This is a genomic window from Sphingobium mellinum (assembly GCF_037860795.1).
In the GTDB taxonomy this organism is placed as follows: domain Bacteria; phylum Pseudomonadota; class Alphaproteobacteria; order Sphingomonadales; family Sphingomonadaceae; genus Sphingobium; species Sphingobium mellinum.
Genome location: NZ_JBANRK010000023.1, coordinates 14,796 through 39,490, shown reverse-complemented (window position 1 = coordinate 39,490; position 24,695 = coordinate 14,796). Strand labels below are relative to the sequence as shown.

General features: G+C 61.8%; 24 protein-coding genes, 1 tRNA gene and 1 pseudogene. 11 read left to right on the top strand and 15 right to left on the bottom strand.

The annotated features are described in order from the left end of the window. Positions 1-164: 164 nt before the first annotated feature. Positions 165-956: a uroporphyrinogen-III synthase gene (locus AAC640_RS16575; protein ID WP_340268266.1), complete on the top strand. Its 792-nt coding sequence runs from the start codon at positions 165-167 to the stop codon at positions 954-956. Between the two features lie 145 nt (positions 957-1,101). Here AAC640_RS16575 and AAC640_RS16570 read toward each other — a convergent pair whose 3' ends face one another. From AAC640_RS16570 to AAC640_RS16550, 5 genes are all read right to left on the bottom strand, one after another. After that, on the bottom strand, positions 1,102-1,671 hold the full coding sequence (locus AAC640_RS16570; RefSeq protein WP_340268264.1) for a hypothetical protein: 570 nt from the start codon (positions 1,669-1,671) through the stop codon (positions 1,102-1,104). 307 nt (positions 1,672-1,978) lie between these two features. Then, positions 1,979-2,536 carry a hypothetical protein gene (locus AAC640_RS16565; protein ID WP_340268262.1) on the bottom strand — a complete coding sequence of 186 codons (558 nt, stop codon included), beginning with the start codon at positions 2,534-2,536 and terminating at the stop codon, positions 1,979-1,981. 301 nt (positions 2,537-2,837) lie between these two features. Then, positions 2,838-3,167: a hypothetical protein gene (locus AAC640_RS16560; protein WP_340268260.1), complete on the bottom strand. Its 330-nt coding sequence runs from the start codon at positions 3,165-3,167 to the stop codon at positions 2,838-2,840. A gap of 910 nt (positions 3,168-4,077) precedes the next feature. Then, positions 4,078-4,287 carry a hypothetical protein gene (locus AAC640_RS16555; protein ID WP_340268258.1) on the bottom strand — a complete coding sequence of 70 codons (210 nt, stop codon included), beginning with the start codon at positions 4,285-4,287 and terminating at the stop codon, positions 4,078-4,080. Between the two features lie 96 nt (positions 4,288-4,383). Next, positions 4,384-5,445 carry a sensor histidine kinase gene (locus AAC640_RS16550; protein ID WP_340268256.1) on the bottom strand — a complete coding sequence of 354 codons (1,062 nt, stop codon included), beginning with the start codon at positions 5,443-5,445 and terminating at the stop codon, positions 4,384-4,386. A 434-nt stretch (positions 5,446-5,879) separates the two neighbouring features. On the opposite strand from AAC640_RS16550, the gene AAC640_RS16545 reads away from it, so the two are divergent. The 9 genes from AAC640_RS16545 (at position 5,880) to AAC640_RS16505 (ending at position 14,286) form a co-directional block, all read left to right on the top strand. After that, complete coding sequence (locus tag AAC640_RS16545) at positions 5,880-6,245, top strand: response regulator (RefSeq protein WP_340268254.1); 366 nt, start codon at positions 5,880-5,882, stop codon at positions 6,243-6,245. A gap of 250 nt (positions 6,246-6,495) precedes the next feature. Then, complete coding sequence (locus AAC640_RS16540; RefSeq protein WP_340268252.1) at positions 6,496-9,396, top strand: monovalent cation/H+ antiporter subunit A; 2,901 nt, start codon at positions 6,496-6,498, stop codon at positions 9,394-9,396. Continuing rightward, positions 9,396-9,737 carry a Na+/H+ antiporter subunit C gene (locus AAC640_RS16535; RefSeq protein ID WP_340268250.1) on the top strand — a complete coding sequence of 114 codons (342 nt, stop codon included), beginning with the start codon at positions 9,396-9,398 and terminating at the stop codon, positions 9,735-9,737. The genes AAC640_RS16540 and AAC640_RS16535 overlap by 1 nt, the downstream gene beginning before the upstream one ends. After that, a complete protein-coding gene (locus AAC640_RS16530) occupies positions 9,734-11,362 on the top strand; it encodes a monovalent cation/H+ antiporter subunit D (RefSeq protein ID WP_340268248.1) in 1,629 nt (542 codons plus the stop codon). The genes AAC640_RS16535 and AAC640_RS16530 overlap by 4 nt, the downstream gene beginning before the upstream one ends. Beyond that, complete coding sequence (locus AAC640_RS16525; protein WP_340268246.1) at positions 11,359-11,847, top strand: Na+/H+ antiporter subunit E; 489 nt, start codon at positions 11,359-11,361, stop codon at positions 11,845-11,847. The genes AAC640_RS16530 and AAC640_RS16525 overlap by 4 nt, the downstream gene beginning before the upstream one ends. Then, positions 11,844-12,125 carry a K+/H+ antiporter subunit F gene (locus AAC640_RS16520; protein WP_340268244.1) on the top strand — a complete coding sequence of 94 codons (282 nt, stop codon included), beginning with the start codon at positions 11,844-11,846 and terminating at the stop codon, positions 12,123-12,125. Before AAC640_RS16525 ends, AAC640_RS16520 begins: the two co-directional genes overlap by 4 nt. Continuing rightward, a complete protein-coding gene (gene mnhG / locus AAC640_RS16515) occupies positions 12,122-12,469 on the top strand; it encodes a monovalent cation/H(+) antiporter subunit G (RefSeq protein ID WP_340268242.1) in 348 nt (115 codons plus the stop codon). The genes AAC640_RS16520 and mnhG overlap by 4 nt, the downstream gene beginning before the upstream one ends. A 230-nt stretch (positions 12,470-12,699) precedes the next feature. Continuing rightward, positions 12,700-13,557, top strand: a complete 858-nt coding sequence (locus tag AAC640_RS16510) for a universal stress protein (RefSeq protein ID WP_340268240.1) — start codon at positions 12,700-12,702, stop codon at positions 13,555-13,557. 375 nt (positions 13,558-13,932) lie between these two features. Beyond that, positions 13,933-14,286: a hypothetical protein gene (locus AAC640_RS16505; protein WP_340268238.1), complete on the top strand. Its 354-nt coding sequence runs from the start codon at positions 13,933-13,935 to the stop codon at positions 14,284-14,286. A 103-nt stretch (positions 14,287-14,389) separates the two neighbouring features. Here AAC640_RS16505 and AAC640_RS16500 read toward each other — a convergent pair. From AAC640_RS16500 to AAC640_RS16470, 7 genes and pseudogenes are all read right to left on the bottom strand, one after another. After that, positions 14,390-14,668, bottom strand: a pseudogene (locus tag AAC640_RS16500) (IS3 family transposase); the annotation flags it as partial. 471 nt (positions 14,669-15,139) lie between these two features. Beyond that, positions 15,140-15,215, bottom strand: a tRNA-Lys gene (locus AAC640_RS16495). Positions 15,216-15,339: 124 nt separating this feature from the next. Then, positions 15,340-16,455 (bottom strand): rod shape-determining protein RodA, encoded by a 1,116-nt coding sequence (gene rodA / locus AAC640_RS16490; protein WP_340268237.1) that lies wholly within the window; start codon positions 16,453-16,455, stop codon positions 15,340-15,342. Further along, on the bottom strand, positions 16,452-18,494 hold the full coding sequence (gene mrdA / locus AAC640_RS16485) for a penicillin-binding protein 2 (RefSeq protein ID WP_340268236.1): 2,043 nt from the start codon (positions 18,492-18,494) through the stop codon (positions 16,452-16,454). The genes rodA and mrdA overlap by 4 nt, the downstream gene beginning before the upstream one ends. After that, positions 18,491-19,018, bottom strand: coding sequence for a rod shape-determining protein MreD (gene mreD / locus AAC640_RS16480; RefSeq protein ID WP_340268234.1), 528 nt, complete (start codon positions 19,016-19,018; stop codon positions 18,491-18,493). Before mreD ends, mrdA begins: the two co-directional genes overlap by 4 nt. Continuing rightward, the gene (mreC, locus tag AAC640_RS16475; protein WP_340268232.1) at positions 19,015-19,932 is read right to left on the bottom strand and encodes a rod shape-determining protein MreC; all 918 of its coding nucleotides are present in this window, start codon (positions 19,930-19,932) and stop codon (positions 19,015-19,017) included. Before mreC ends, mreD begins: the two co-directional genes overlap by 4 nt. An 18-nt stretch (positions 19,933-19,950) precedes the next feature. Next, positions 19,951-20,997: a rod shape-determining protein gene (locus AAC640_RS16470; RefSeq protein WP_007685698.1), complete on the bottom strand. Its 1,047-nt coding sequence runs from the start codon at positions 20,995-20,997 to the stop codon at positions 19,951-19,953. Positions 20,998-21,142: 145 nt separating this feature from the next. On the opposite strand from AAC640_RS16470, the gene mutL reads away from it, so the two are divergent. Further along, complete coding sequence (gene mutL, locus AAC640_RS16465; protein ID WP_340268229.1) at positions 21,143-22,927, top strand: DNA mismatch repair endonuclease MutL; 1,785 nt, start codon at positions 21,143-21,145, stop codon at positions 22,925-22,927. 74 nt (positions 22,928-23,001) lie between these two features. Here the strand turns inward: mutL and AAC640_RS16460 are convergent, their stop codons facing one another. From AAC640_RS16460 to AAC640_RS16450, 3 genes are read right to left on the bottom strand one after another with little or no spacing between them, the layout of a single operon-like run. Further along, positions 23,002-23,283 (bottom strand): acylphosphatase, encoded by a 282-nt coding sequence (locus tag AAC640_RS16460; protein WP_340268227.1) that lies wholly within the window; start codon positions 23,281-23,283, stop codon positions 23,002-23,004. Continuing rightward, positions 23,283-24,011, bottom strand: a complete 729-nt coding sequence (locus AAC640_RS16455) for an NYN domain-containing protein (protein ID WP_340268225.1) — start codon at positions 24,009-24,011, stop codon at positions 23,283-23,285. Before AAC640_RS16455 ends, AAC640_RS16460 begins: the two co-directional genes overlap by 1 nt. Next, a complete protein-coding gene (locus AAC640_RS16450) occupies positions 24,011-24,664 on the bottom strand; it encodes a carbonic anhydrase (RefSeq protein WP_340268223.1) in 654 nt (217 codons plus the stop codon). Before AAC640_RS16450 ends, AAC640_RS16455 begins: the two co-directional genes overlap by 1 nt. Positions 24,665-24,695: the final 31 nt, after the last annotated feature.

Sequence of the window (24,695 nt, the reverse complement as noted above, 5' to 3'; positions counted from 1 at the left end):
CCGCCACTCCGCTCAAAGAGCGGCAATCATCCCGGCGATCGGGAGCGGCGCAAGGCGGCCGTCAGACCCCGCTTACGGTGCGTCAGCCGTTCATCGCGTCGAAGTTGGCCATTCGATGATCCGCAAGCTCGCCGATTCTCCGGAGAGTGAAGCAATGATCGACGGTGATCGGCCCCGGGTGGATGGGGGCCACGTTTGACATGCCAAGGATTTGGGTAACGCGAACCGCCCCCTTCAACCGACTTACAGTTCAGCATCTCAAAAGTGCCGGGATCGATTCGCTGATCGAACCCGTGCTTCGAGTGCTGCCGCTTCAAACGCCGACAGCCATCGCCGTTCCCGATGCGCTGGTGTTCACCAGCCTGAACGGCGTTCGCCTCCATCGCTTCCGGCCCTCCCTGTCGAGATTGCCGGTATTCGCCGTCGGCGACCACAGCGCTCGCTTCGCGCGCTTGCGCGGATATCGACGCGTTACCTCTGCCTCGGGCGATGTTCATGATTTGCGCAGACTAATATGCTCTCGAATTGCCAAGGGCGCCGACATTCTCCACTTAAGCGCGGTGCATCCGGCGGGTGACCTTGCCGCCCTGCTACGATCGGATGGCTACAGGGCCCGCCGAATCTGTGTCTACGACATTGCGGAAGCGAGCCTCGCGGCCCTCGACCGGGTCGCTTCCGCATTGCCTGACGTCGGGACCATTCTCGTCCATTCGCCTCGGGCCGGCAGGCACGTCGCTGCCTGGCTCCGACGAAATGCGCTCGATTGGTCGGGTCATGTCTGCTGTATCTCGGAGGTAGCCGCGGGGGCGTTCCAGAATCTCGCGAACGTAAGGACGGTCGTGGCCGAGCGCCCGGATGAAGCAGCCTTGATGGCCGCCGCTTTCGCATTGCACGGGTCGGGCCGTCACTCCGAACGGCAGCAAGCCAAAGGCTTGTGCGGGCAGACCGAAAGATAGTGTTGATCCAACCTTTGGACGTTGTTGCGGCGCGACCGCTAAAGCGTTGCGAGCAGGAAGATAGCCAGGAACAAGGCGACGACTGCTGCTTGCCCCCAGCAGCCGAGTTGAGCCGGGGCGTCGCTGTCGGTCCGTCCTGACTGTCTCATTCCTGCCTCCCTGGATCATCCGCCATTGACGACCGAGCAGAGACGCTGCGCTCGTGCAGCAGCGAGACCATAGTCAACATTGTCCGCCGCGCCGTTGCATCCGCGCCGAGCCGCGGGTCGCACCATAGATCGGCGTAGAGCGCTGCCCAATCTGACAGAACATCCGCTACGTCCTCGTGCCTGCAAAGTACGCCTTGTTCTATTCGTTTCGTCGCAATCTCGGCCTGTTCAAGCGGCAGCTGATCAACCCGGTTCATTTTCCAGATCGATCGCCGCTGAGCTTCGACCTCCAAGGACGAGGAAGGAGTCTCGAGATACGTGCCGAGAAGGCGTGCGATATCGCCCCGCATGGCTCGCGAGCCGGCGAGGCGCAGACCGACGGCCACAAACTGATCCTCGGCGAGCGGGGACCGTTCAAGACGCTGAATCTTGCTCAATCCGTCGGACCCTAGCTGGCGCAATCGCGCCGCGGAGGCGGGTGCCGACAGGATCTCTGTGGCGCGTTCAGCCGCAGTTTGGATTAACGCTTCCGTCAAGGAGCATTGGTTCGTTGGAAGGTTGGTCAATTCGCGTTTCCTTCGCTGATTTGCACGCTCATGCCGCGCTTGGAGGGTCGGGAGGAGCTGGCCGGCTGCCGGCATCCCCTTTTTTGTGGCGCCGCTGTGCTGGAGCGGCGAAGGGAAGCACCGTTCCTCGCTTCTCATCCTTTTTAGACGTATCTGCCCCCTCTGATGGGGAGGGGCGCTGGTCATTATCGTCCATGGTCGAACTCCTGCTGGGTTTGGTCGCCTGGCTGCTTGTCAGGCTGGCGATTTCCCGCCCTCGACATCGTCGCGATCGGCCGCGGTCGATCCGCGAGCCGACACCGATGGATCAGGCTTCCTGTGGCCTGTATTTCGGCAAGGCATTCGGTGTGGTCCTCGTGGCAACAAGCTGAGCGCTCCGGGCGCGCAGAACGGTAGCCATCGCGAGCATGATCCTCCTTGTGGGCGTGCCTGCACCGATTCGGGGATCGCTCCAGAGATCGTCGTAGAGGGCGGCATAACCCCAAAGCATTTCGGGGAGTTCATCCGAAGGCACAGTGAAGCGCCGCTCGAGAATATCGGCATAATCGCCGGCGAGTTCCATCGGCAGGCCTTTGTTTCTCACCTCGCGCTGGATCGCGCGCCGCTGTGCCTCGACAGCAACGCCCGGAGGCGGTGCGCGGAAACGATTGAGCAGGCTGCGCTTGATCCCTCCTGAGAGACACAAGTCGCGCGCAAGCCTGAGAGCCGCGGCAGTCAGCTGCTTGTCCAGAAGCGGCGATATCTGCAGATCCGATATTTTTCGTTCGATAATCAGCTCCTCGACCGCTGGATCGCCAAGTATTTCTTCAGCTTGATTGCAAGATGTTTCCAGCACGATCTCGAGCAGATTTGAATTGCTCGTCATTTTGTGATTCCTTTGTTGAGTTCCGAGCCGATCCCGTCCGTTTTTTCTTGACGTGGGCTCGTTATGTCGGTGTAGAAAACGAGTGCTGCCGCCGTGGAAGCGAATGTGAACGTGCAGAGCGCCCAAGGTATCCACGGACGCCTGGTCAGAGCGAATACAAAGCTGTAGATCGCGAAGACCACGAGAACGAATATTATGTTCATGATCTATCCACGGGTGAAACTTCCTGTTGTGAAGCTTGCCGACAATAGGTCCTAACTCGCTTTCAAAGTCGGGATAAACTATAGGCGTCAGTTCTATTTCATGGAACCGCAATAACTATCGCCACAACGACGATCAGTATCCTCCCAAGCCCTGTCGCTAAAAATATTTCTCCCGTCGAGAGCTTGTCGAGATGTCTGTCACGAAATTGGCGGTAGCTATCCTGGATGTCGGGATTGCTAGCTACGCTGGCAACTTCCATCGCCGTGGCTTCGCGCTTGAACCAGTAGATAAGATCGATGACTTTGTCGGACGTTAGTTCCGGGTACTCCGCAAGCCTCGCTTCTACCTCCAACCGTCGTTGGACGCTCTTAATGGGATCTGGTCGTTTCTTGCGCATTTCGTCGTTCTTTGCAGAAATGGTCGCCATGCACGCCGGCCGACTGCTCGGCTGATATGCTCAGGGCGAGGAGGAAGATCGTGGCGGAGGATACCGGCCTACGTGGTCATCGAGCCAAAGCGTTCGTCCCGCGCGGCGCCTGGGCTCCTGACAGGTCGGTTTCGGCGCGAGACCGACCGACTGCGTGTTCCGGCAACCGCGTGCTGCTCGGGAGCGCCCTCGCAGAAAAGCTCCTGGTCACTCGAATGACGGAATCCAGGATCAGGATCGAGCAAGCGAAATCCGCTGGGAACGCGGACCGCAACGCCAGGAGCCGTTCTACCGGACTCCACGACGAAGTGAATCGACACGGATAACCTCCATTTCACGCCACACTGCACAGGCCTTGAAAGGCGAGCGCCGCAAGCGTGCTAGGGTCAGCACTTATGCCCCATCACGGCGCTGATCGGAAAATGGAAAACTCCCTAGGGGGGCTTGTCTACCGCCCACCACCTAGGGGGCGCAGGCGTGCGGTGCTGCTGCCTGGATGGACTTCAGAATGTTCGTTTTCAGCCATCATAACAAGGCCAAGATAGGCGTTCAGGGCTAAAATGTCAAACATGCTAGAAAGGAGCGCCACGGGAAGGCGGCGCCTTAATTTCCTCAGCGATAGTACCCGAGAAAAGTACGCCTCCCAAGCATTGTAGTATTTATCTTGTGCATTACAGATATTATTACATGAATATGGACTTATATATGTCCGTGCTTCGATTTGTACGGATATTGCGATCTAGGACTAATGCACATCTTCGATTGGTTCCGCCATTTGGCGGAGTGGCGGCCTCTTTAACATCCGCGCGAGCGTGCGCCGGCAACCGGAGCCGACGGCCCGCTCAAAGCTGTCGGAATGCACTCCGCCAACGGTTACTGGACATACTCACTCGATTGCCTCGATCGGAGCTCATTCGAGCTCCGGCGGAGTGATGTCGGACCAATAGGTGACTTCTTCCAGGATGCGCATGCTTTCGGGCTCTTCCCAGCCCTGGCGGTCGCTGTCCCAGCGTCCGATCGCCGGAAGGTCAATTTCCCAAAGCAGCAGGCGGCGGCCATCTTTCCGGTCTTCCGGTAGTGTCGCGATCGGCTCCCACGGGATATGCTTGGCCGTGATCATGTCAGACACTCGCTCGATTCAACTTTTCCGCCAATAGCCTACCCGGGTGCGGCCGAGGGAGCCGAATGCGGAGTGAGCAAAAGGCCAAGCCACGAACTACGGTTCATCACTGGCGCGCCGTGGCGCGACGAGTTCGTATTTGAGTCGTCCCTCGCCTAGCTCTCGTCGTGCCTCGCCCTGAAAACTCGCAGGGACGAATTGCATCAACAGCGTCGTGCCGAAACCCACACGATCGGATTTGTCGGGCGGCGGCCCGCCGGTCTCATGCCATGTGAACCGAAATTCCTCGGCCGCCCTCTCGACCCATTCGAGCTGAACCTCGCCGCCGTCCGACAAGGCTCCGTATTTGATGGAATTGGTGAGAAGCTCGTTCAATGCCAGCGACAATGCGAGGCTCTCCTTCGCCTTCAGCTGGCAGGTCGGACCTCTAGTCCGAATCTGGTCTTTGAAACCAGCATGCGGCGCCAGCGCGGATGCAACCAGGTCCGGAACATTCGCCTCGACCTTCGCATCAGCCATGAGAAGTTCCTGAGCCTGACCCAGGGCGATCAGCCGTCCGGTCACCTCCACGCGTCCCGCTTCCAGGCTCGAAGCGTCTCGCAAAGACATATTCGCAATGGCCGTTGCCATCGTCAGGAGGTTGCGCATCCGGTGCGCCAACTCGCCATTGATCATGGCGAGCTTGCGTTGCGCGAGAATCGTTTCAGTCGTCTCGACGACGGTGTCCATCATCCCGGCCACTTCACCTCGCTCATCGCGTATCGCGCTGTAGCAGAAGGTGAAAAAGGCTTCTTCTGGATAGCCATGGCGGTTTATCGTCAGCGGGAAATTTTCAATAAAGGTTGGTTCGCCCGCAAAGGCGCGATCGACAATTGGTTCAAGAGCCGGCCAGGCCTCTGCCCACACTTTGTCGAACGGCCGGCCGATCGCGTCAGGCTTGTCGCCAAGGATCGACTCGAACGCATCGTTGTGAAAGGTGATGTAAGTCGGACCCCAGGCAATGGCTTTGGGAAAGCTTGAAGACAGCATCAAGCCGAGCACTGTCTTGAGCACCTGCGGCCAGCCGCTGATCGGGCCGAGGGGCGTCGCGGCCCAGTCAAAGCCGTATATTGCGTCCGCAGCTCGTCCGCCGCCCGCCAGAAAAAAGGCACCTTCCATCAAGCTCGATCCTAGATCGGTTCGACCTTACGCCAATAGCCGGCACACGCAATGCACGGGAGTCACCTGGCATTGGCGCCCGTTTGATCATCGCCCCGATCGCCGCCAGGCATTTCATCCGCACCCCGTATTTTGAAGGAGCCGCCACGAAAATCTCCGACATCGCGCGATAGTCGGCGTTTGCGGTGGCCGGAGGTCGGGCGCTGCCGCGGCGCCCGTGCCGGCAGGTAGGGGCAGGGCGCCAAGCCGCAGAAACTGCGGACGGATACCGCCAGCCAAACCGCCCCCGCATGGGTCCTCCCGCTCGCGGAGCTTTGCATTTATATCGTACCACGATATAGATTCAAGTCGCGCTCCGCTTGAGGAAGCAGTCGGCGCAGACTGGGAGCGGCGGGTGTCACAGGGAGGGGTGTAATTTCGTGTTGGACGCAATGATGTTGCTGCTGGTGGAAGACGAGCCTCTTATCTTGCTGGGGATCCAAGAGGCGCTTGAAGCGGGGGGATACACCGTCGTAGCGGTGACGAGCGGAGCGGATGCCATTTCCGTTCTGGAAAGCCGGCATCCCGAGATAGACGGCATAATTACAGATGTAAGGCTCGGTGCAGGCCCTGACGGATGGGAGGTATCGCGTCACGCCCGCGAGCTGCGGCCAGATATGCCCGTGGTGTACGCAACGGGAGACAGCGCCCCGGATTGGCCCGTGTACGGCGTTCCGCAAAGTATTTTAGTCGCTAAGCCGTACGCGCCAGCGGAAATGCTGACCGCGATTTCTTCAGTGCTGATGCGGACGGCGGGTTAGGTCTTTTCCCCTGGGCTCTCGCCCGCACCGACGAAACGATCAAGCATCCGACACCTTGGTGGAACGCATCAGGCCCGACCGGGTTGCATGCCCTAGGTGCCCTAGGTGCCCTAGGTGCCCTAGGTGCCCGAGGGGCAGGGGTTGGCGGCCGCTAGGGTTGCGGAGGGCGCTCGCGCTCCTACAGTAGCACATTCGAACCGCGTCCCATCAAACAAGGAGAATTGGCATCGCTTCCGGGGCCGCCCAACTTTTGTGGACAATCCTTCTCCTTCCGTTCGCCGGCAGCCTCGTGGCCGCCCTCCTACCGACGACCTCGCGCAATGCGGCCGCTTTGCTGGCGGGGGCCATCGCATTGCTGTGCGTCGGCAGCCTGGCCATGCTCTATCCGGCGGTGGCCGGTGGAGACGCAATTCGCGGCGAGCTGGAATGGCTGCCGGCGTTTGGCCTCGACCTCCTGATCCGGCTCGACGGACTGACCTGGGTCTTCGCGTTTCTCGTGCTCGCGATCGGCTTTCTGGTCGTCCTCTATGCGCGCTATTACATGGCGGCCGAGGATCCCGTCCCGCGCTTTTTCTCTTTCTTGCTCGCATTCATGGGCTCGATGTTGGGCCTGGTCATGTCTGGCAATCTGATCCAGCTCGTGTTCTTCTGGGAATTGACCAGTCTGTTCTCGTTCCTGCTCATCGGTTACTGGCATCACAATGAGAGCGCACGCAGCGGGGCGCGGATGGCGCTGCTCGTCACGGCGACCGGCGGGATGTGCCTGCTGGTCGGCGTATTGCTGATCGGCAGGATCGTCGGAAGCTATGATCTCGATGCGGTCCTTGCCGCGGCGGACCGCATCAAGGGAAGCGCGCTGTATCTTCCTGCGCTGATCCTCATTCTGATCGGCGCCTTCACCAAGAGTGCTCAGTTCCCGTTCCACTTCTGGCTGCCGCACGCGATGGCCGCGCCCACGCCGGTTTCGGCGTACCTGCACTCGGCGACGATGGTGAAAGCGGGCATTTTCGTCCTCATCCGTCTCTGGCCGGTTCTCGCCGGCACCGACGCCTGGTATCTGATCGTCACCACGACCGGCCTCGCCACGCTGCTCGTCGGCGCGTGGGCGGCGATCTTTCAGCAGGATCTCAAAGGCCTGCTGGCTTACTCGACAATCAGTCACCTCGGCCTGATCACACTGCTGCTCGGCCTCGGCAGTCCGCTGGCAGCCGTCGCGGCAATCTTCCACACGCTCAATCATGCGACGTTCAAGGCATCTCTGTTCATGGCAGTGGGCATCGTCGACCATGAAACCGGCACGCGAGACCTCAGGCGGCTGAGCGGCCTCTATCGCTTCATGCCGTTCACCGCGACGCTCGCTATGGTGGCGGCGGCGGCCATGGCTGGCGTGCCCTTGCTGAACGGATTTCTGTCGAAGGAGATGTTCCTGGCGGAAGCGCTGGAAAATCATCGCGGCACGATCATCGACGTGGCCCTGCCGTTCATCGCGACCGCGGCGCTGGCGCTGAGCGTCTTGTACTCGGTCCGCTTCATCCACCAGGGCTTTTTCGGTCCGGCGCCAACAGGTCTGCCGCGCGAACCTCACGAAGCGCCATTTTGGATGCGCCTTCCGGTCGAGGTCCTGGTGCTGGCGTGCCTTGTCGTGGGGATAATGCCGTCAGTCACGATTGGTCCGTTTCTCCATATGGCCGTGGAATCGGTTCTGGGAGACGCGACGCCCCGCTACAGCCTTGCCATCTGGCATGGATTCACTCGGCCGCTGGCCCTCAGCGTCGCGGCTTTGATCATCGGGGGCGTCGGCTACTCCATCTTTCGCGACCGCTTGAACGCCTTTGCCGCAGTTCCCTTGATGGGGCGGCTGAAGGGACGCCGGAGCTTCGAGGTCGTCCTGGCGCTGATCGTATCCGGTGCACGAAGGCTGCTTGCGTTGACAGGGACCGGCAAGCTCCAACCGCAACTCAGACTGTTGGTAATCATCGCCTGCCTCGCCGGGCTTCTGCCGTTCCTGCGGTACGGATACGAGCCTGGCGATCGACCCGGCGTGCTGGTGGACCCAGGCTTTGCATTGATCTGGCTTGTCGGCTGCCTTTGCGCGATCGGAGCCGCGTGGCAGGCCAAATTCCACCGCTATGCCGCGTTGATTCTGATGGCGGGAGCCGGCCTCGCGAGCTGCGTCAGCTTCGTCTGGCTCTCGGCGCCTGACCTGGCCCTCACCCAGCTGCTTGTCGAGGGCGTGACGACGGTGCTCCTGCTCCTCGGCCTCAGATGGCTGCCGCAGAGGCACCCGGAGATGTTGCCCCGCACGCGCCGCTTGTCTCCCTATCGGCTGCGAAGGGGCATCGACCTGAGCATCGCGATCGCTGCCGGCGCGGGGATCGCTCTCCTTTCCTACGCGGTCATGACCCGGCCGCTGCCGAACAACATCGCTGGCTTCTTCCTCGAGAACGCTTATCCCGGCGGCGGGGGCAAGAACGTCGTCAATGTCATCCTCGTCGATTTCCGCGCATTCGACACGCTGGGCGAGATCACTGTGCTGGCGATCGTTGGACTGACCGTGTTCTCTCTTCTGCGGCGCTTCCGCCCGGCGGCTGAAAGCGTCCGCGCGCCCGAGCAGCAGCGGGTTCAGAACGCATTCGACGATCGCTCCGAAGGGCGAGAGGTTGGCGATACCCGCGCCGACTATCTCGTCATTCCCCGGATCATTATGCAGTGGCTGTCTCCGGTAATCCTCGTCTTTGCCGTCTATTTGCTGATCCGCGGGCACGACTTGCCGGGCGGCGGCTTTGCCGCCGGCGTGACGATGACCATCGCGCTGCTCCTGCAATACATGGCCATCGGCACCCGCGGCGTGGAAGCGCGGTTGCGGGTGCGGCCAATGAGTTGGGTAGGCTTGGGCCTCCTGATCGCGGTGGCGACGGGCGCTGGCGCCTGGCTGTTTGGCTATCCCTTCCTCACATCCGCGTTCGGCTATGCCGACATTCCGGTCATCGGAAAGGTCCCCCTTGCCAGCGCGCTGCTGTTCGACGTCGGTGTGTTTCTCGTGGTTATCGGGGCCACCGCGCTGATTCTGACGGTGCTGGCGCACCAGTCGATCCGCACGCCGCTGACCAGACCCCGCAGCGCTGCCGAACCTGAGGCCAGAGAGCTCTGATGGAAGCTGTTCTTGCCATAGCCATCGGCGTGCTCACCGCTTCGGGCGTGTGGCTCATTCTGCGGCCGCGAACATTCCAGGTGATCATCGGCCTTTCACTCGTTTCATACGCCGTCAACCTGTTCATCTATGCGATGGGCCGCCTGCGGGTCGATGCGCCAGCTCTCACCGGGGCGGAACAGGCGGCCGGGGCGGCCAGCCTGTCGGATCCCGTTCCCCAGGCGCTGGTGCTGACGGCAATCGTGATCTCCTTCGCGATGACGGCGTTGATGCTCGTGGTGCTGCTTGCCGCGCGTGGTCTTACGGGCACGGATCATGTCGACGGGGAAGATGGCGAATGAAGCTCGCCTTCGTAGACCATCTAATCGTCGCGCCCGTTCTGCTGCCACTCGCTGCCAGCGCGCTGATGCTGCTGTTCGACGAACGGCAGCGCAAGGCCAAGAGTTTCGTCAGCCTGCTTACGGTGCTGGCGCTTCTCGCGGTCGCGCTGATCCTGTTCCAACGAGTGGTATCTGCAGGGTTCGACGGCGGGCCCGCGGCGAGTGCCTACCACCTCGGCGACTGGCCGGCGCCCTTCGGCATCGTCCTGGTGGTCGACTGGCTCTCGGCTCTGATGCTGCTGGTAACGAGTATCCTGGCGGTCACCTCGTTGGTCTATTCGCTGAGCCGATGGGAACGCGCCGGCCCGCGCTTCCACGCGCTCTTCCTGCTCCAGCTCATGGGTTTGAACGGCGCCTTCCTGACCGGCGACATCTTCAACCTGTTCGTCTTCTTCGAGGTGTTGCTCGCCGCCTCCTACGGGCTGCTGCTGCACGGCTCGGGCCCGGCACGGGTGAAGGCCGGGCTCCACTACGTCTCGATCAACATCTTGACCTCGCTGCTGTTCCTCATCGGCGCGGGCATGATTTATGGCGTTACCGGCACACTCAATATGGCCGATCTCGCTCTGCGCATTCCCCTGGTTCGGGGGGCCGACCTGGCTTTGCTGCAAAGCGGGATCGCGGTCCTCAGCGTCGCGTTTCTCGTCAAGGCCGGCATGTGGCCGCTCGGCTTCTGGTTGCCGGCGACCTACGCGGCGGCGGTCCCGCCCGTCGCCGCGTTGTTCGCGATTCTCAGCAAGGTCGGCATCTATGCCTTGATGCGCGTCTACCTCCTACTTTTTGGCGGGAAAGTCGGCTGGACGGCCAACTTCGGCGAGGAATGGCTGCTCTACGGCGGCGTTGCCACCATGGCCTTCGGCACGATCGGACTGCTGGCGGCACGCACGCTTTCGCGCCTGGCGGGCTATTCGGTGATCGTATCGTCGGGGACGTTGCTGGCTTCGCTTGGGGTGGGGCAGGGCGCGGTGTTGGCCGGTGCGCTTTTTTATCTGGTCAGCTCGACCCTGGGGCTCAGCGCCTTCTACCTCTTGCTCGAACTGATCGAGCGCAGGGACACCGATCCGGGAGTGCGCGCCGTCGTCGAACCGGTGTTCGAGGACGAAGACACCGATGCCCTCGAGGAGGACGAGAGCGAAGTCGGGGTCGTCATTCCGGTGACCATCGCGATTCTCGGCGGCGGATTCCTGTTCTGCGCATTGCTGCTCGCCGGCATGCCGCCGCTATCCGGCTTCGTTGCCAAGTTCGCGATCATGCACGGCGTGATGGGGCTGGGACAGGACATTTCGGCCGCCGTCTGGGCGCTGGTCGCGCTGCTGATCATCTCGGGGCTGGCGACGCTCGTCGCGACGAGCCGCGCAGGGATCGATCTCATCTGGACGCCCTCGGATCGTCCGCAGCCCGTCCTGCGGCTTTGGGAAGCGATCCCGGTGGGCCTCCTTCTCCTCATCTGTCTCGGCCTGATGATTTTTGCCGGACCGGCGATGCGCTATATGGAACGAACGGGCAGATCCCTGCAGGACCGCGACGAATATATCCATGCCGTGCTGCCCGCGGAGAGCATGGCTCACCGCGAGAGCCAGCCATGAGACGATGGATCCCATACCCGCTGCTGGCGGCCAGTCTTTTGCTCATGTGGGTCTTGCTGACGCAGTCGTCCTCAATAGGACAGCTCGTTTTGGGCGCCGCAGTCGCGCTTCTCGCCACTTGGGCGATGACGGCGCTGCGGCCCGAAACGGTCAAGGTCAGATCGCTGCGGCCGGTGATGCGGCTCGTCTGCATCGTCATCATCGACATCGTGCGATCGAACATCGCCGTCGCCAAGATCATTCTGCTTCCTCCGCGTAACCGCATTTCCGATTTCGTCAGTCTGCCGCTGGATCTGCGCGATCCCCACGGGCTCGCGGTGCTGGCGCTGATCATCACGGCGACCCCCGGAACGATGTGGATCCACTTCGATCGAACCAAGGAAACCCTGCTCGTCCATGTGCTCGACCTCGTCGACCGGGAGGCGTGGATTGGGCTCATCAAGGGTCGTTACGAGGCACTGCTGCTGGAGATCTTCGACCAATGATCACGCTCATGCTCGCGCTGGCGATCACCGCAGCGCAGATTCTGCTGGGTCTGGCCATGCTCTGCACGGCCTACCGCATTCTTACGGGCCCGCGCGCGCAGGATCGGGTGCTGGCGCTCGACACCTTCTATGTGAACGCGATGCTGCTGTTGCTGACGTTCGGGGTGCAGACGGGGCGGACCGTCTATTTCGAAGCCGCCCTGATCATCGCGTTGCTCGGGTTTGTCGGCACGGTCGCGCTGGCAAAGTTCCTCATGCGCGGAGAGGTTATAGAATGATACAGGCCCCAGACCTCCCGCTTTGGGCGGCGATCATCGTCGCCTTCTTGATTTTCAGCGGCGCGGCAATGACCCTGATCGGATCGATCGGCCTGCTCCGGCTCAGGACCTTTTACGAGCGGGTGCATGCGCCGACGCTCGGCACGAGTTTTGGAACACTGCTCATCTGCCTCGCTTCGATCGTCTGCTTCTCGGTGTTGCGCTATCGCCCGTCCGTGCACGAAATCCTGATTGTGGTCTTCATCACGCTGACTGCGCCGGTCTCCTTCATGCTTCTCGGCCGCGCTGCGCTCTATCGTGACCGGATCGAAGGCAACCCGAAAGTCCCGCCCCAAGCACAATAATCGTCAAACGCGACCCGGAAGCCGCTCCATGCATCTCGGGACGGACGCGAACGCCTGGGGGCACGGTCGCCTCCGCTGGTGGTTCATGATAGGCTGCCCTGCTGGCAAGCCGCGCGTTCGGTAGGCGGTTCCAAGGCGCTTCGTCGGGAAAGCCCTGGGCAGCCCAAGTAATGGAGCCTGGGGGGAACTGAACCCTCAAGAGCTCATTCAGTCTTCGGAAGGTGAACCCGATGGACCGCATTCTCGTCGCAACCGATTTTTCCACCCGCTCCGACCGCGCCTTGCGGCGCGCCACATTGATCGCGAAGCAAGTCGATGCGGCGCTGACGCTGATTCATGTCGTCGACATTGACCAACCGGAGCGCCTGATCGCCTCCGACCGCTCGGCGGCCTCGGCCCTCCTCGATGAAACGGTGCGAACCTTGCACACGAATGACGGGATCAGGGCGGAATCGCTGGTTGCGGTGAACGATGTCCACTCCGGCATTCTTGAGGCCGCGGAGGCAGCGAGTCCTGACCTTATCGTTTTGGGTCCGCATCGCAGCCGTCTCACGGACGTCTTTGTGGGCACGACGGTCGAGCGCGTCGTGCGCCGAACTCGGTATCCGCTGCTCGTGGCGATCCAGACTCCGTCCACATCCTATGAAAGGACGCTCCTCGCGCTTGATTTCGACGAAGCCTCCAAGTCGGCCGGGCGCGCCGCGCTGGACATGGGTATATTCGAGCATACCGACGTAATCGTCATGCATGCCTTCGAGGCTCCGTTCGAGGGCACGTTGAGGCGATGGCCGGACAGTACCGGTGCGGCGGACGACTATGTTGCAGGCGAGCATAGCCTGGCGGTCGACAAACTATACGACCTCGTGCGCGAACTGGGCTTGCCCGCGAGGGGCCAACGGGTGGTGGGCGTGAACGGTACGCCTGCCCGGAGCATTTTGGAGAGCGCACGGAGCGAGGATTCTCATTTGATCGTCATGGGTACGAACCAGCGAAAAGGCTGGGAACGGCTGTTGATCGGTAGCGTCACGGAGGATGTGATCCGCGATCCTCACCGGGATGTTTTGATGATCCCAATCGATCAAGCCTAGAACCCCGCGATGATGGGTGCCGAAAGATCGGGCATCTCCGCACACGTTGGAGCCCGCCACCATCGAATTGGAATGGAAGAGGGGCGGCCGGATTACTGGGCTTGATCGCGATGCCGGGTCGCCACCGGTTGCATTTTGGCCAAACGTCCATATCTCGATACCATGAACTGGCTCCAAATCTCGATGCGGGCTGAACATTATTCCGGCAGCCTGATGACGCGACTGCACCCCTCGATGTGCTAGTTCGCGAGAGAACGCGATCCCACACCGAGGTACGAATAGCCCTAGCTGGCTAAACTGCTTCCATATTGCACCCGTAGGTTTTTGCGCGGGCCATATGCGCCTGCGGACCACGGTGCATGCCGAGGATCAACTATGACTACCGAAAAAGAAATCAGCGCCACAAGCGCGGTGCTGAACGATAAGCGTGGCATCATCGTCCAGGCCATGGCCGGCTATATCGCTCGCCCTAACCATGGCACCCCGACCGAGGAGCATAACAAGGTTGCCGGCGCGCTGTTCGACGCAACCGTGGCAACCTTTACCGGTGCGTCACCCGCGGTCCGCTTACCCGCGGAAGTCGAGCGGGGTTGGATTACCCGCTTCGGCGACGGGCTGGTGCCGATCCTTAAGGACGCAATTGGCCCCGATTTGCCTGGATCGTCGCTTTCCCGATTGAGTGACGCCTATTGGCGGATGGTCAACAGCATCGGCGTGCCGGCAGCCTAGGCGGCCTGGACGAATTCAGGGGAGGGTTGTCGATGCTGACCAGCTCGATGTTGCCGTCGAATGGCTCAAGGTACGCGGCGAGGTTGTCGGAGAACTCATCGGTCAGATTGAGCCCATCGCGTCCCCAGATGCGCTCGACCCGCTTGCGGTTCACATGCCAGCCGGCATCACGCAGTAGAGCCATGACTCGGCGATAGCCGTAATGGCCTTAATGTCTGGCCAAAGCGATGATGTCCTCGGTCAAGGCCGCCTCGTCGTCAGCCCCGCCAGGCATCTTGCGCTGCGTCGATCGTTGCAGCCCGAGCACACGGCAGACCCGTCGCTCCGAGACAGCCATCATTCCTCTGATGTGATCGATGCAGCGCCGCCTTGGTGGCGGCGAATGGGTTTGGCTGGTTCATCGAGAGGCCAAGCCTACGCCGAACCAACACGTGTGCCTGCCTCTGCTTGTTCAGAGCACCGCGCGGAAATCGAGAGCTTCTCAATTGCGGTGCGCAGCGCGCGTGTCCGATTCGCTGGGACGATTTGGGCTGACTGGCTGGATCGCTTTGCTGTGCCGACCGTGCCCCCTGCGGGAAGGGCGCATGCCGAAGCTCTGCGTCTCAAATTTCAGCCATAGATCGGCGAACCAAGTCGCCCCTAGATGCCAAGATCTCAGTTCGAGCCGATGCAGCTCTTCCTGCCCCCGCGATGCCAGACAGTGGGTCATTTCGAGGCCACGATTCTTCCGCCTAGCCGCAGCCGAAAAATATGCGGCCGCTGGCCGTGCTACCTAGGCTGCTACCTAGCCCGAAGACGGATCATCCCAACCCAAATTTCAGGTCTAGTAAGTTATTGAACTTATGGGAGAAAGTGGTGGACGCACTAGGGCTCGAACCTAGGACCCGCTGATTAAGAGTCAGCTGCTCTACCAACTGAGCTATGCGTCCACACTCGCTTCCGAACTGACCCCATGGGGTCTCGCCGTGGCGTGGCCGGGCGGTTAGCATCATCCTTCCGCTTTGCAAACAGGAAATCGCCTTAGCTTCCGATTTTTTGCGAAAGCGCCGAAAATCAACCCCAATCACCACGCCGCTGTCCACCTCGTCGGGTTGAGCGCTCAATCGCCATTATGATGCCGACGCACAACATCACGGTGAGCATCGACGACCCGCCATAGGACATGAAGGGCAGGGGTATGCCGACAACCGGGGCAAGCCCCATCACCATCATCAGATTGATGGCGACGTAAAAGAAGATCGTTGTGGTCAGTCCTGCGGCCACCAGCCTTGCATATCTATCCTGCGCCCGCAGCGATACGCCGATACCCCAACGAAACAGAAGGAGGAAAGCTCCGATCAGGAAGATGCCGCCAGCGAGCCCCCATTCCTCTGCCATGGTCGCGAAGACGAAGTCGGTATGGCCTTCGGGCAGATATTGAAGATGGCTCTGAGTGCCCTTGAGGAAACCCTTGCCCCATATGCCGCCCGACCCGATGGCGATCTTTGACTGGCTGATATGATAGCCCGCGCCCAGTGGATCGCTTTCCGGATCCATGAAAATGAGAACGCGCTTTTGCTGATAGTCATGAAGGAAGCTGAACGCGATCGGCACAATCGCGGCGAGTGCGAGCCCGGACCCGACGAAAAGTCGCAGCGGAAGGCCCGCCAGGAACATGACCGTGACGCCACCGGCCGCGATCATCGTTGCCGTGCCAAGATCCGGCTGAACGAGCACGAGACAGAAGGGCACACCGATAAGGACCAATGCCGGCCAGATCGCCGTCCACCTCCTGATTTCGCCCACAGGAAGCAGTGCATAGAAGCGGGCCACGGCGAGCACGATGATCGGTTTCATGAATTCGGACGGCTGTAACTGCATGAAGCCAAGGTTGATCCACCGCTGGCTGCCACCCGCAACGCCGCCAATCAACTCGACAAGGACGAGCGAGACGAGGATCGCGCCATAGGCCGGGAAAGCCAGTCGCGCGAAGACGTCAAGCCGGACACGGCTCAGCGCGAAGGACATGATGGAAAAAATGACGAAGCGGGCGCCCTGATTGACCGCCCAGGGCGTAATGCTTCCCGCGGCGGCACTGTAAAGGACGAGGGTCCCAAAGCCGGCTATGGCCAGCAGAATGCCCAAAACGCGCCATGGAAATTCAGCAAGTGGTTCAGGGACGATACTCATCGGGCCGCAGCATCGTCGTCAGGCGTTGAAGTGGAAGGCGCGATCTTATTGACTGGCGCCGCATCGGTGGCATTTGCGACAACAGCTTTCGCTGGCGGCGCTTCGCCCTTTTCCATCGCCTTGGCCAAGCGGAAGGCCGCCATTTGTCGCGCCATCCGTTCTGCCGGCGGGCCACCCCATTGTTTTTCCAGTGCCTCAAGCTTCTCAATGGCCTTTGCCTGGTCGAACAGGAAAGTCATGGTGTCTGACGCAATCGTCGGTGTGTCCTCGATGCGATTGATATGGCCGCCATGTTCGAGAATACAGGCGATGGAGTAGCGCGGATTGTCGAACGGCGCGAACCCCTGAAACAGCGCATGATCGCGGAGCTTGAAAGGTAGAGAAGCGTTTCCGCGGACGCCGCCGGCCCGTTCCGAAGTGGTGATGCGGCGGACCTGTGCCGTGCCGGTCTTGCCCGCGAGCATGACCCCTGGCACGTCCATTCTCGCGGCACCGCCGGTGCCACCTTCGTTCACCACCGCGCCCATGGCCTGACGGATGGTCACGAGATGCTCCTCGGGCACCCCTACCGGCAGCGGCGGAGGTCGCCGGGCGCCATGGATGAAATTGGGCACCAGCTGCTTACCGGTCGCGAGTCGCGCCGCCATGATGGCCATCTGCAGCGGATTGATGAGCATGTAGCCTTGGCCGATCGTCGCGTTGACCGTGTCATAGACCTGCCATTTCTGACGATATTTCTTGAGCTTCCATTCGGGATCGGGGACCGTGCCATAGCTCTGGCTGGGGAAGGGCAGGGCGAATTTCTGACCCATTCCGACGCGCCGGGCCATGCTGGCGATGCGATCCATGCCGATGCGCTGCGCCATCTGGTAGAAATAGATGTCGCAGCTGTATTTGATCCCGTTGTGCATGTTGACGGAGCCATGGCCGCGCCGCTTCCAGCAGTGGAACATTGTATTGCCGACCCGGATCGCGCCCGAGCAACTCACCGTGTCTGACGGGCTGATGCCGGCCTCAAGCAAGGCCAGCGCTACCATCGGCTTGACGGTCGATCCGGGCGGATAAAGACCCTGGAGCGTCTTGTTGCGCAGCGGGACATGGTCGTCCTTCGACAGCATTTCCCATTCCATGTGGCTGATGCCCTCGGAAAAGCTGTTGGGATCAAAACTGGGCATCGACGCCATCGCAAGCACGTCGCCATTGTGGCAGTCGATGACCACCACAGAGCCGCTCTGCGTTGCAAGGCGCCGGCCCGCATATTCCTGCAGGCCCGCATCGATGGTCAATTGGATAGCATGACCCGGCGTGTCCGGTCGGGTCGTCAGTTCCTGCACGATCTTGCCGCGGGCCGTCACTTCAACCCGCTTGGCGCCGGGCTTACCCGTCAGTTCACGGTCGAACGACTTTTCCAGTCCGTCCTTGCCAACCTTGAATCCAGGCGTGATCAGGAGCGGGTCCTTGCGCTCCTCATAATCCTCGGCCGAAGCAGCTCCCACATAGCCGAGAAGATGCCCGACGGCTGCGCCTGCGGGATAATAGCGGGAGAATCCCTGGCTCGGCGCCACACCCGGCAAGTCGGGCAGGCGGACGCTGACGGCGGCGAATTGATCGTATGTCAGTTTCTCCGCCACCTGCACTGGACGGAAGCCGGCCGACTTGTCGAGTTCGGTCTTGATCCGGTCCACTTCTTCAGGCGCAAGCGAGAGGAGGCGCGTCAGCTTTCCGATCGTCCCCTCCGGATCGGTCACGCGTTCCGGTATGAGGTCGACACGAAAATCGGTCCTGTTGTTGGCAAGCGCCTTGCCGTTGCGGTCGAGTATCCAGCCGCGGCGAGGCGGGATCAGCGTCAGATTGACGCGATTGCTTTCCGAGAGGAGATTATATTTTTCATTTTCCGCCACGCTGATCCATGCCATCCGGCCGAGCAACATGGCCCCCACGCCGGCCTGGAGACCGCCGACCACCATTGCCCGCCGTGTAAACGTGAAGGACAGCGCGGCTTCGTTGACGGTCTTGCGCTTGAGCTTCGGCAGCTTCATGCCATCACGCGCCAGCGGTCAATCCGGGCGCATTGGCGCACCACGAAAGGAAAGAGAAGGACCGTCCAGAGCATTTGCGGGAGAACCAGTTGCAGCTTGATGTCGCCTCCGCCAGTGATCCGCGCGAAGAACACCCCACCGGCGAGGCAAAAGATAATGGCTGCGCATGCAATTAGCCAGTCCTGCCGGTAGCTGCGCCACACCATACGATGTTCGATCGCATCGATAGCTATCAGCGTCATAGTCCAAAGGGACATTGCGGACCCGATCGGCTGACCACTCATGATGTCGTCGAACAGGCCGAGGGGCAGACCAATCCAGGCACGCCATAGTTCGGGGCGCAGCAGACGCCAGGACAGAAGCAGCAGAAGGCCGAAAGGGGGCATCACAGGGGCCTGTGCTATCAACGGCAGGAGCGTGATCGACGACCCCAGCATCACCGTGATGACTGGCGTGCCGATCAGTCTGAAGCGAGAGGGGTGCCGGCCCAGCCTCGGAACCGGGTGAAGATGCGAATCCATCATGGCGCGGCGATATTGGACGGCGTCTTGGGAGAAACCAATCCGGCTTCGGCCGCAGGTTCGCCGCGGGTAACCGCTTCCTCGAACGACCGCTCGACCACCACCGCGTCAACCTTGGACGGGTTTGCCAGTGGCACGCCATAGGCGATTTCCCCGGCGATCCGGACGATCACCGCAACCGGGATATTGGGCTGGTAAATGCCACCGACACCCGACGTCACCAGGATATCGCCAGGAGTGAAGGGATTGCGGCCGGCGGCCAGCGACCGGATTTCCAACGTTCCGTCCCCCAGACCCGTCGAGATGGCGGGGACGCTGTCGGTTGCCCGTCGAACCGGAACAATGTTGCTGCTGTCCGTCAGCAACAGCACTTCCGCTGTATTGGGGGTCGTACTGTGAATACGGCCAATAAGCCCCTCGGGCGCGCGAACCGGCATGCCCGGGCGTACGCCCTGCCACCGGCCGGCATTGAGGCGCGCAAACCGGCGCGAGCTGGATGAGGAAGACGAAATCAGCCGCGCGGTCAGAAGATCACTCTGGTCCTCATCAACCAATTTGAGCAGCTTCTTCAGTCGAAGATTTTCCTGCGCAATGCCCTTTGCTTCGATGATGCGGTTGCGGTCTGCTTCCACTTGCCGGCGCAGGGCGACGTTCTGCGAGCCGGCCCGCCAGTAGGCAGTCAACACCTCATCAAGGGAGCTTGCGCCGCTGACCATGTTCCGCAGACCGATCGATGCGGGGCGGGTAACCTCGAACGCGGCGGTGCGGATCGCGGCAAAGCCGGTCGGATCGAAAATCGCGACGGCTACCAGAAGCAGGCCGACGGCAGCGCCCGTCGTCGCCACCACATAGCTGGCGAACAGACTATATTGCGCCTTCCGGTTGTGGCCGGGACGTCGGCTGGGTGGCCGCGCCATCCTGTCGTCCCCCTGGCCTTAAGCGGTTTGCAGCACGCCCCGGAAGATCGGATCCTCCATCGCCCGGCCGGTGCCGATCGCGACGCAGGTCAACGGGTCTTCCGCGATGGTTACGGGCAGCCCGGTCTCGTCGCGCAGTTCGTCGTCGAGGCCCTTGAGCAGCGCCCCGCCGCCCGTCAGGACGATGCCCTGATCGACGATGTCGGCCGCCAGTTCGGGGGCCGTGTTCTCCAGAGCGATGCGCACGCCCTCAACGATCGTGCTGATCGGCTCCGCCAGAGCATCGGCAATCTGGCCCTGATTGATCGAGATTTCCTTCGGAACGCCATTCACCAGGTCGCGGCCCTTGATGTGGATCGTCTCACCCACGCCATCTTCGGGCGGCTGGGCGACGCCGAACTGTTTCTTGATCCGCTCGGCGGTGGCTTCGCCGATCAGCAGATTGTGATGACGGCGAACGAAGGACACGATCGCCTCGTCCATCTTGTCGCCACCGACGCGAACCGATGTCGTGTAGGCGAGGCCGCGCAATGAGAGCACGGCGACTTCGGTCGTGCCGCCGCCAATGTCGACGACCATGGAGCCGATCGGCTCGGTCACGGGCATGTCGGCGCCGATCGCGGCTGCCATCGGCTCCTCGATCAGGAAGACCTGGCTCGCACCCGCGTTGCTGGCCGCGTCACGGATCGCGCGACGTTCGACGCTGGTCGAGCCGCTGGGCACACAGATCACGATCTCAGGGAAGCGCCAGGGGCGCGACTTGCCGCCATGCACCTTGGTGATGAAATGCTTGATCATCTGCTCGGCTACGTCGATGTCAGCAATCACGCCGTCCCTTAACGGGCGGATGGCCTCGATCGAATCAGGTGTCTTGCCCATCATGAGCTTGGCGTCATCGCCCACGGCCTTCACCCGCTTAACCCCGTTCAGCGTCTCCACCGCAACAACCGAGGGTTCGTTGAGCACGATGCCACGCCCGCGCACATAGACCACGGTGTTTGCCGTGCCGAGGTCGATGGCCATATCCTGGGAGGAGAGTTTGAAAAGTCGCGAGAAGATCGACATGCCTGTTCCTGTTCAGCCCGATCGTCCCGGCGACGCGAACCGGGGCGGTCGGAAGTCCCTGCCACGTTCCGCCGCCCCTGTCATGACGCAAATTTTTCAGGGCCCCGGCTCGCGGAAAGCGATCGCTTGGGCTAGTCACTAATCAATGTCAATACGCCGCCTGCCCGAACATCTGGTCAACCGCATTGCCGCAGGCGAAGTGGTTGAAAGGCCTGCCAGCGCACTTAAGGAGATCGTCGAAAATGCGCTGGATGCGGGCGCCTTGCGCATTTCCATACGGCTGGCCCATGGCGGGCTCGACCGGATCGAGGTGAGCGACGACGGCTGCGGGATGACCGCTGACGACATCGCGCTCGCGATGGAGCGGCACGCCACCTCGAAACTACCTGACGATGCCATAGAAAATGTTTCGACGCTGGGCTTTCGGGGTGAAGCGCTGCCGTCGATCGCCAGCGTCGCGCGCCTGTCCATCGACAGCCGGCCTCTGGGACGGGATGGCTGGAACCGGACGGTCGACAATGGCGAACTCGTCGCAGAAGGCCCGGCCGCGCTGCCCCCTGGAACCCGGGTGACGGTGGAGCAACTGTTCGCCCGCGTGCCGGCCCGGCGCAAATTCCTGCGCTCGCCCAAAGCGGAATATGCGGCCTGCCTGGACATCATCCGCCGGCTCGCCATGGCGCACCCGGCGGTTGCCTTCAGCCTGGAGCACGACGGCCGGCGCACGCTGGCCGTCCAGGCGGGTGAGGCGCGGGAAGACAGGGTGGCCGCGCTGACCGACCGGGCACTCGCCGAAAACCATGTGATCGTCAGCCTTGAGCGCGACGGTCTGCGCCTTTCGGGAGTCGCGTCACTGCCCACTTATAATCGCGGTGTCGGCGACCATCAGTATCTGTTCGTGAATGGCCGGCCGGTGCGTGACCGGCTGCTCGTGGGCGCGGTGCGCGGCGCCTATGCCGACATGCTCGCCCGCGATCGGCATCCCGTCGTGGCGCTGTTCCTGGACGTGCCGCCGCTGGAAGTCGATGTGAATGTTCACCCGGCCAAGACGGAAGTGCGCTTCCGCGATCCCGCTTTCGTCCGGGGCATGATCGTGTCGGGTTTGCGGCGCGCGCTCGATGCGGAAGGCTTCCGCGCCGTGCAGCAGGCAGATTCCGCCGGCCTTGCAGCCTGGAGATCGGAGCCGGTCTCGCCGACCCCGATCAGCCCGCTCCCGATCTTTGAAGCTGCGGCATGGGGGCCTGCCCACTCCGCCTCATCCATATCCTTCGCCGACCGGCGGCAGGGCTTCATCGCGCCACCGCCGCAGGGCCGCGCCGAGCCTGCGGCGGCGGCCGCGCCCGAAGGCAGCAACTTTCCGCTGGGCGTGGCGCGGGGCCAGGTGGCGCGCACCTATATTGTCGCGGAAGCCGAGGACGGCTTGGTCATTGTCGACCAGCATGCCGCGCATGAGCGTCTCACGCTCGAGCGGATGCGCCGCGCCATGGAAGGGCAGGGGGTCGCGGCCCAAGCACTGCTGTTGCCGGAAGTCGTCGAACTGGACGAGCCCGCCTGCGATCGTCTGGAAGCACGGATCGAGGAACTGCGTGACTTCGGGCTGGAGCTGGAACGGTTCGGGCCCGCGGCGATGCTGGTGCGCGCTAGTCCGGCGATGCTGGGGCAGGGAGACGTGCAAGGGCTGGTAGCCGATCTCGCCGATGATCTGGCGGCCTATGACGGCGCACTGTCGCTCAAGGAACGGCTGGATATGGTCGCCGCCACCATGGCCTGTCATGGTTCGGTCCGCGCCGGCCGTACCTTGAGCGTCGCGGAGATGAACGCGCTACTGCGCGAAATGGAGATCACGCCGCGTAGCGGTCAGTGCAATCACGGCCGACCTACCTGGGTGAAGCTGTCACATGGGGATATCGAGAGGCTGTTCGGCCGGAAATAGCATCAGGTGGGGATGGCTTCGGACCATTTAGCGGAGAGATTCCGTCCCTTGGTTGAACGGTGTCAGGAGCGGGCTCAACAGGTCGGCCGCTTCTCGAAAATGGTAAAGCCCTTTGCCGCGACATCCTCGATTTCTATCCGCGCGACCTTGGCAGCGCTCGGGCCCTCATGCGCCAAGGCGATGAACTGCGTCACCGAATCGGCGGGTCCTTCGATCCAGGCCTCCACGCTGCCATCCATCCGGTTACGCACCCAGCCGGTAATGCCAATTCGATCGGCCGTGTCGGTGGTCCAGTTACGATAGAAGACACCCTGAACGCGCCCGAGGATCAACAGATGCCGCGCGATGACGGCCATCAATGCACTCGCTTGATCCAGGTCTGGCCGTCCCGAACTTCTACCTTGAAGTTCTTGATCGATCCGACGAGGTCCGACAGCCGCTTGTAACCGTAGTTGCGCGTGTCGAAGCTGGAGCGATTTCCGGCCAACTGACCCACTTCGCTCAGCCTCGCGAACCCCTGCTCGTCGCGCTTGACCGCATTATAAGCGTCGATGAGCAGCTTCAGCAATTCGGGGCTTACTTCGGTTCCTTGAGGCGCGTCGCCCACGGTCCCGAGTTCTTCCGATTCGATCCTCTGCTCGCGCATAAGCGCGCCCACATCGATGAAGCGGGTGCAGGCGCTGCGGAATGCGTCGCTCGTCTTGTCGGAGCCGAAGCCATAGACGGGAATGCCTTGCTGCCGGATGCGGGTGACGAGCGGCGTAAAGTCGCTGTCGCTAGACATGAGACCAAAGCCGGTAACCCGGCCCGACGCCATCAGGTCCATGGCGTCGATCGTCATCTTCATGTCGGTCGCGTTCTTGCCCTTGGTCAAATCGAATTGCTGTTGCGTTTCGATCGCCTGGATGACCACCTGCCGCGCCCAGCCCTTGAGCGCGGGCTTGCTCCAGTTACCATAGGCACGGCGGATGTTGACGGTGCCGAGTTCTGCAAGCACCGTCATTACCGGGTCGAAATGGTCGGCGGAAGCATTGTCTGCATCGATCAACAGGGCAACATTGCCGCTGTGGACCGGTGAGGACATCAGGCAGATTCCATGGCCGCGGGATGGAATTCCCCGCTTGTTTCATCCAGCAGGTGAAGTTGACCATCGGCAATCGCGAAGAAAGCACCGATGAGCTTGATCTCGCCCTGCTTTTCCTTCGTGCGGACGCAGGGGAAAGTTCGAAGATTGGCCAGGCTGACCTTTACGCCTTCCTGTTCCATCGCGCGTTCTGCATTGCGGCTGCGGTCGTCGCCGAATCGCTCCACGACTTTCTCTCGCGCATCGTCGAGCAATTCGATCCAGCTGTGGATGAAGCCACCTTCTCCGGGAGGAGCGTCTTTCAGCCCCTGGTTCAGCGCAGCCTTGCAGCCGCCGCATTTTCCGTGGCCCATCACGACGATCTCGCTGACCTTCAGAACCTGCACCGCAAATTCCAAGGCCGCCGACACGCCATGCCGTCCGGGGTTGGTTTCGAAGGGGGGCACCAGCGCCGCGACATTACGCACCACGAAAATCTCGCCCGGACTGGTGTCGAAAATCTGCGCTGGGTCGACGCGGCTGTCCGAACAGGCGATTACCATCACGCGGGGACTCTGACCTTCGTTCAGTTCGTCCCAACGTTCGCGCTGCTCTGTCCAACCGGTGTTGCGGAAGCGGCGATAGCCTTCGAGCATGTCGGAAAAGTCAGTCATGGCCGCTGTCTGCCTTACAAGATGGGGGCTG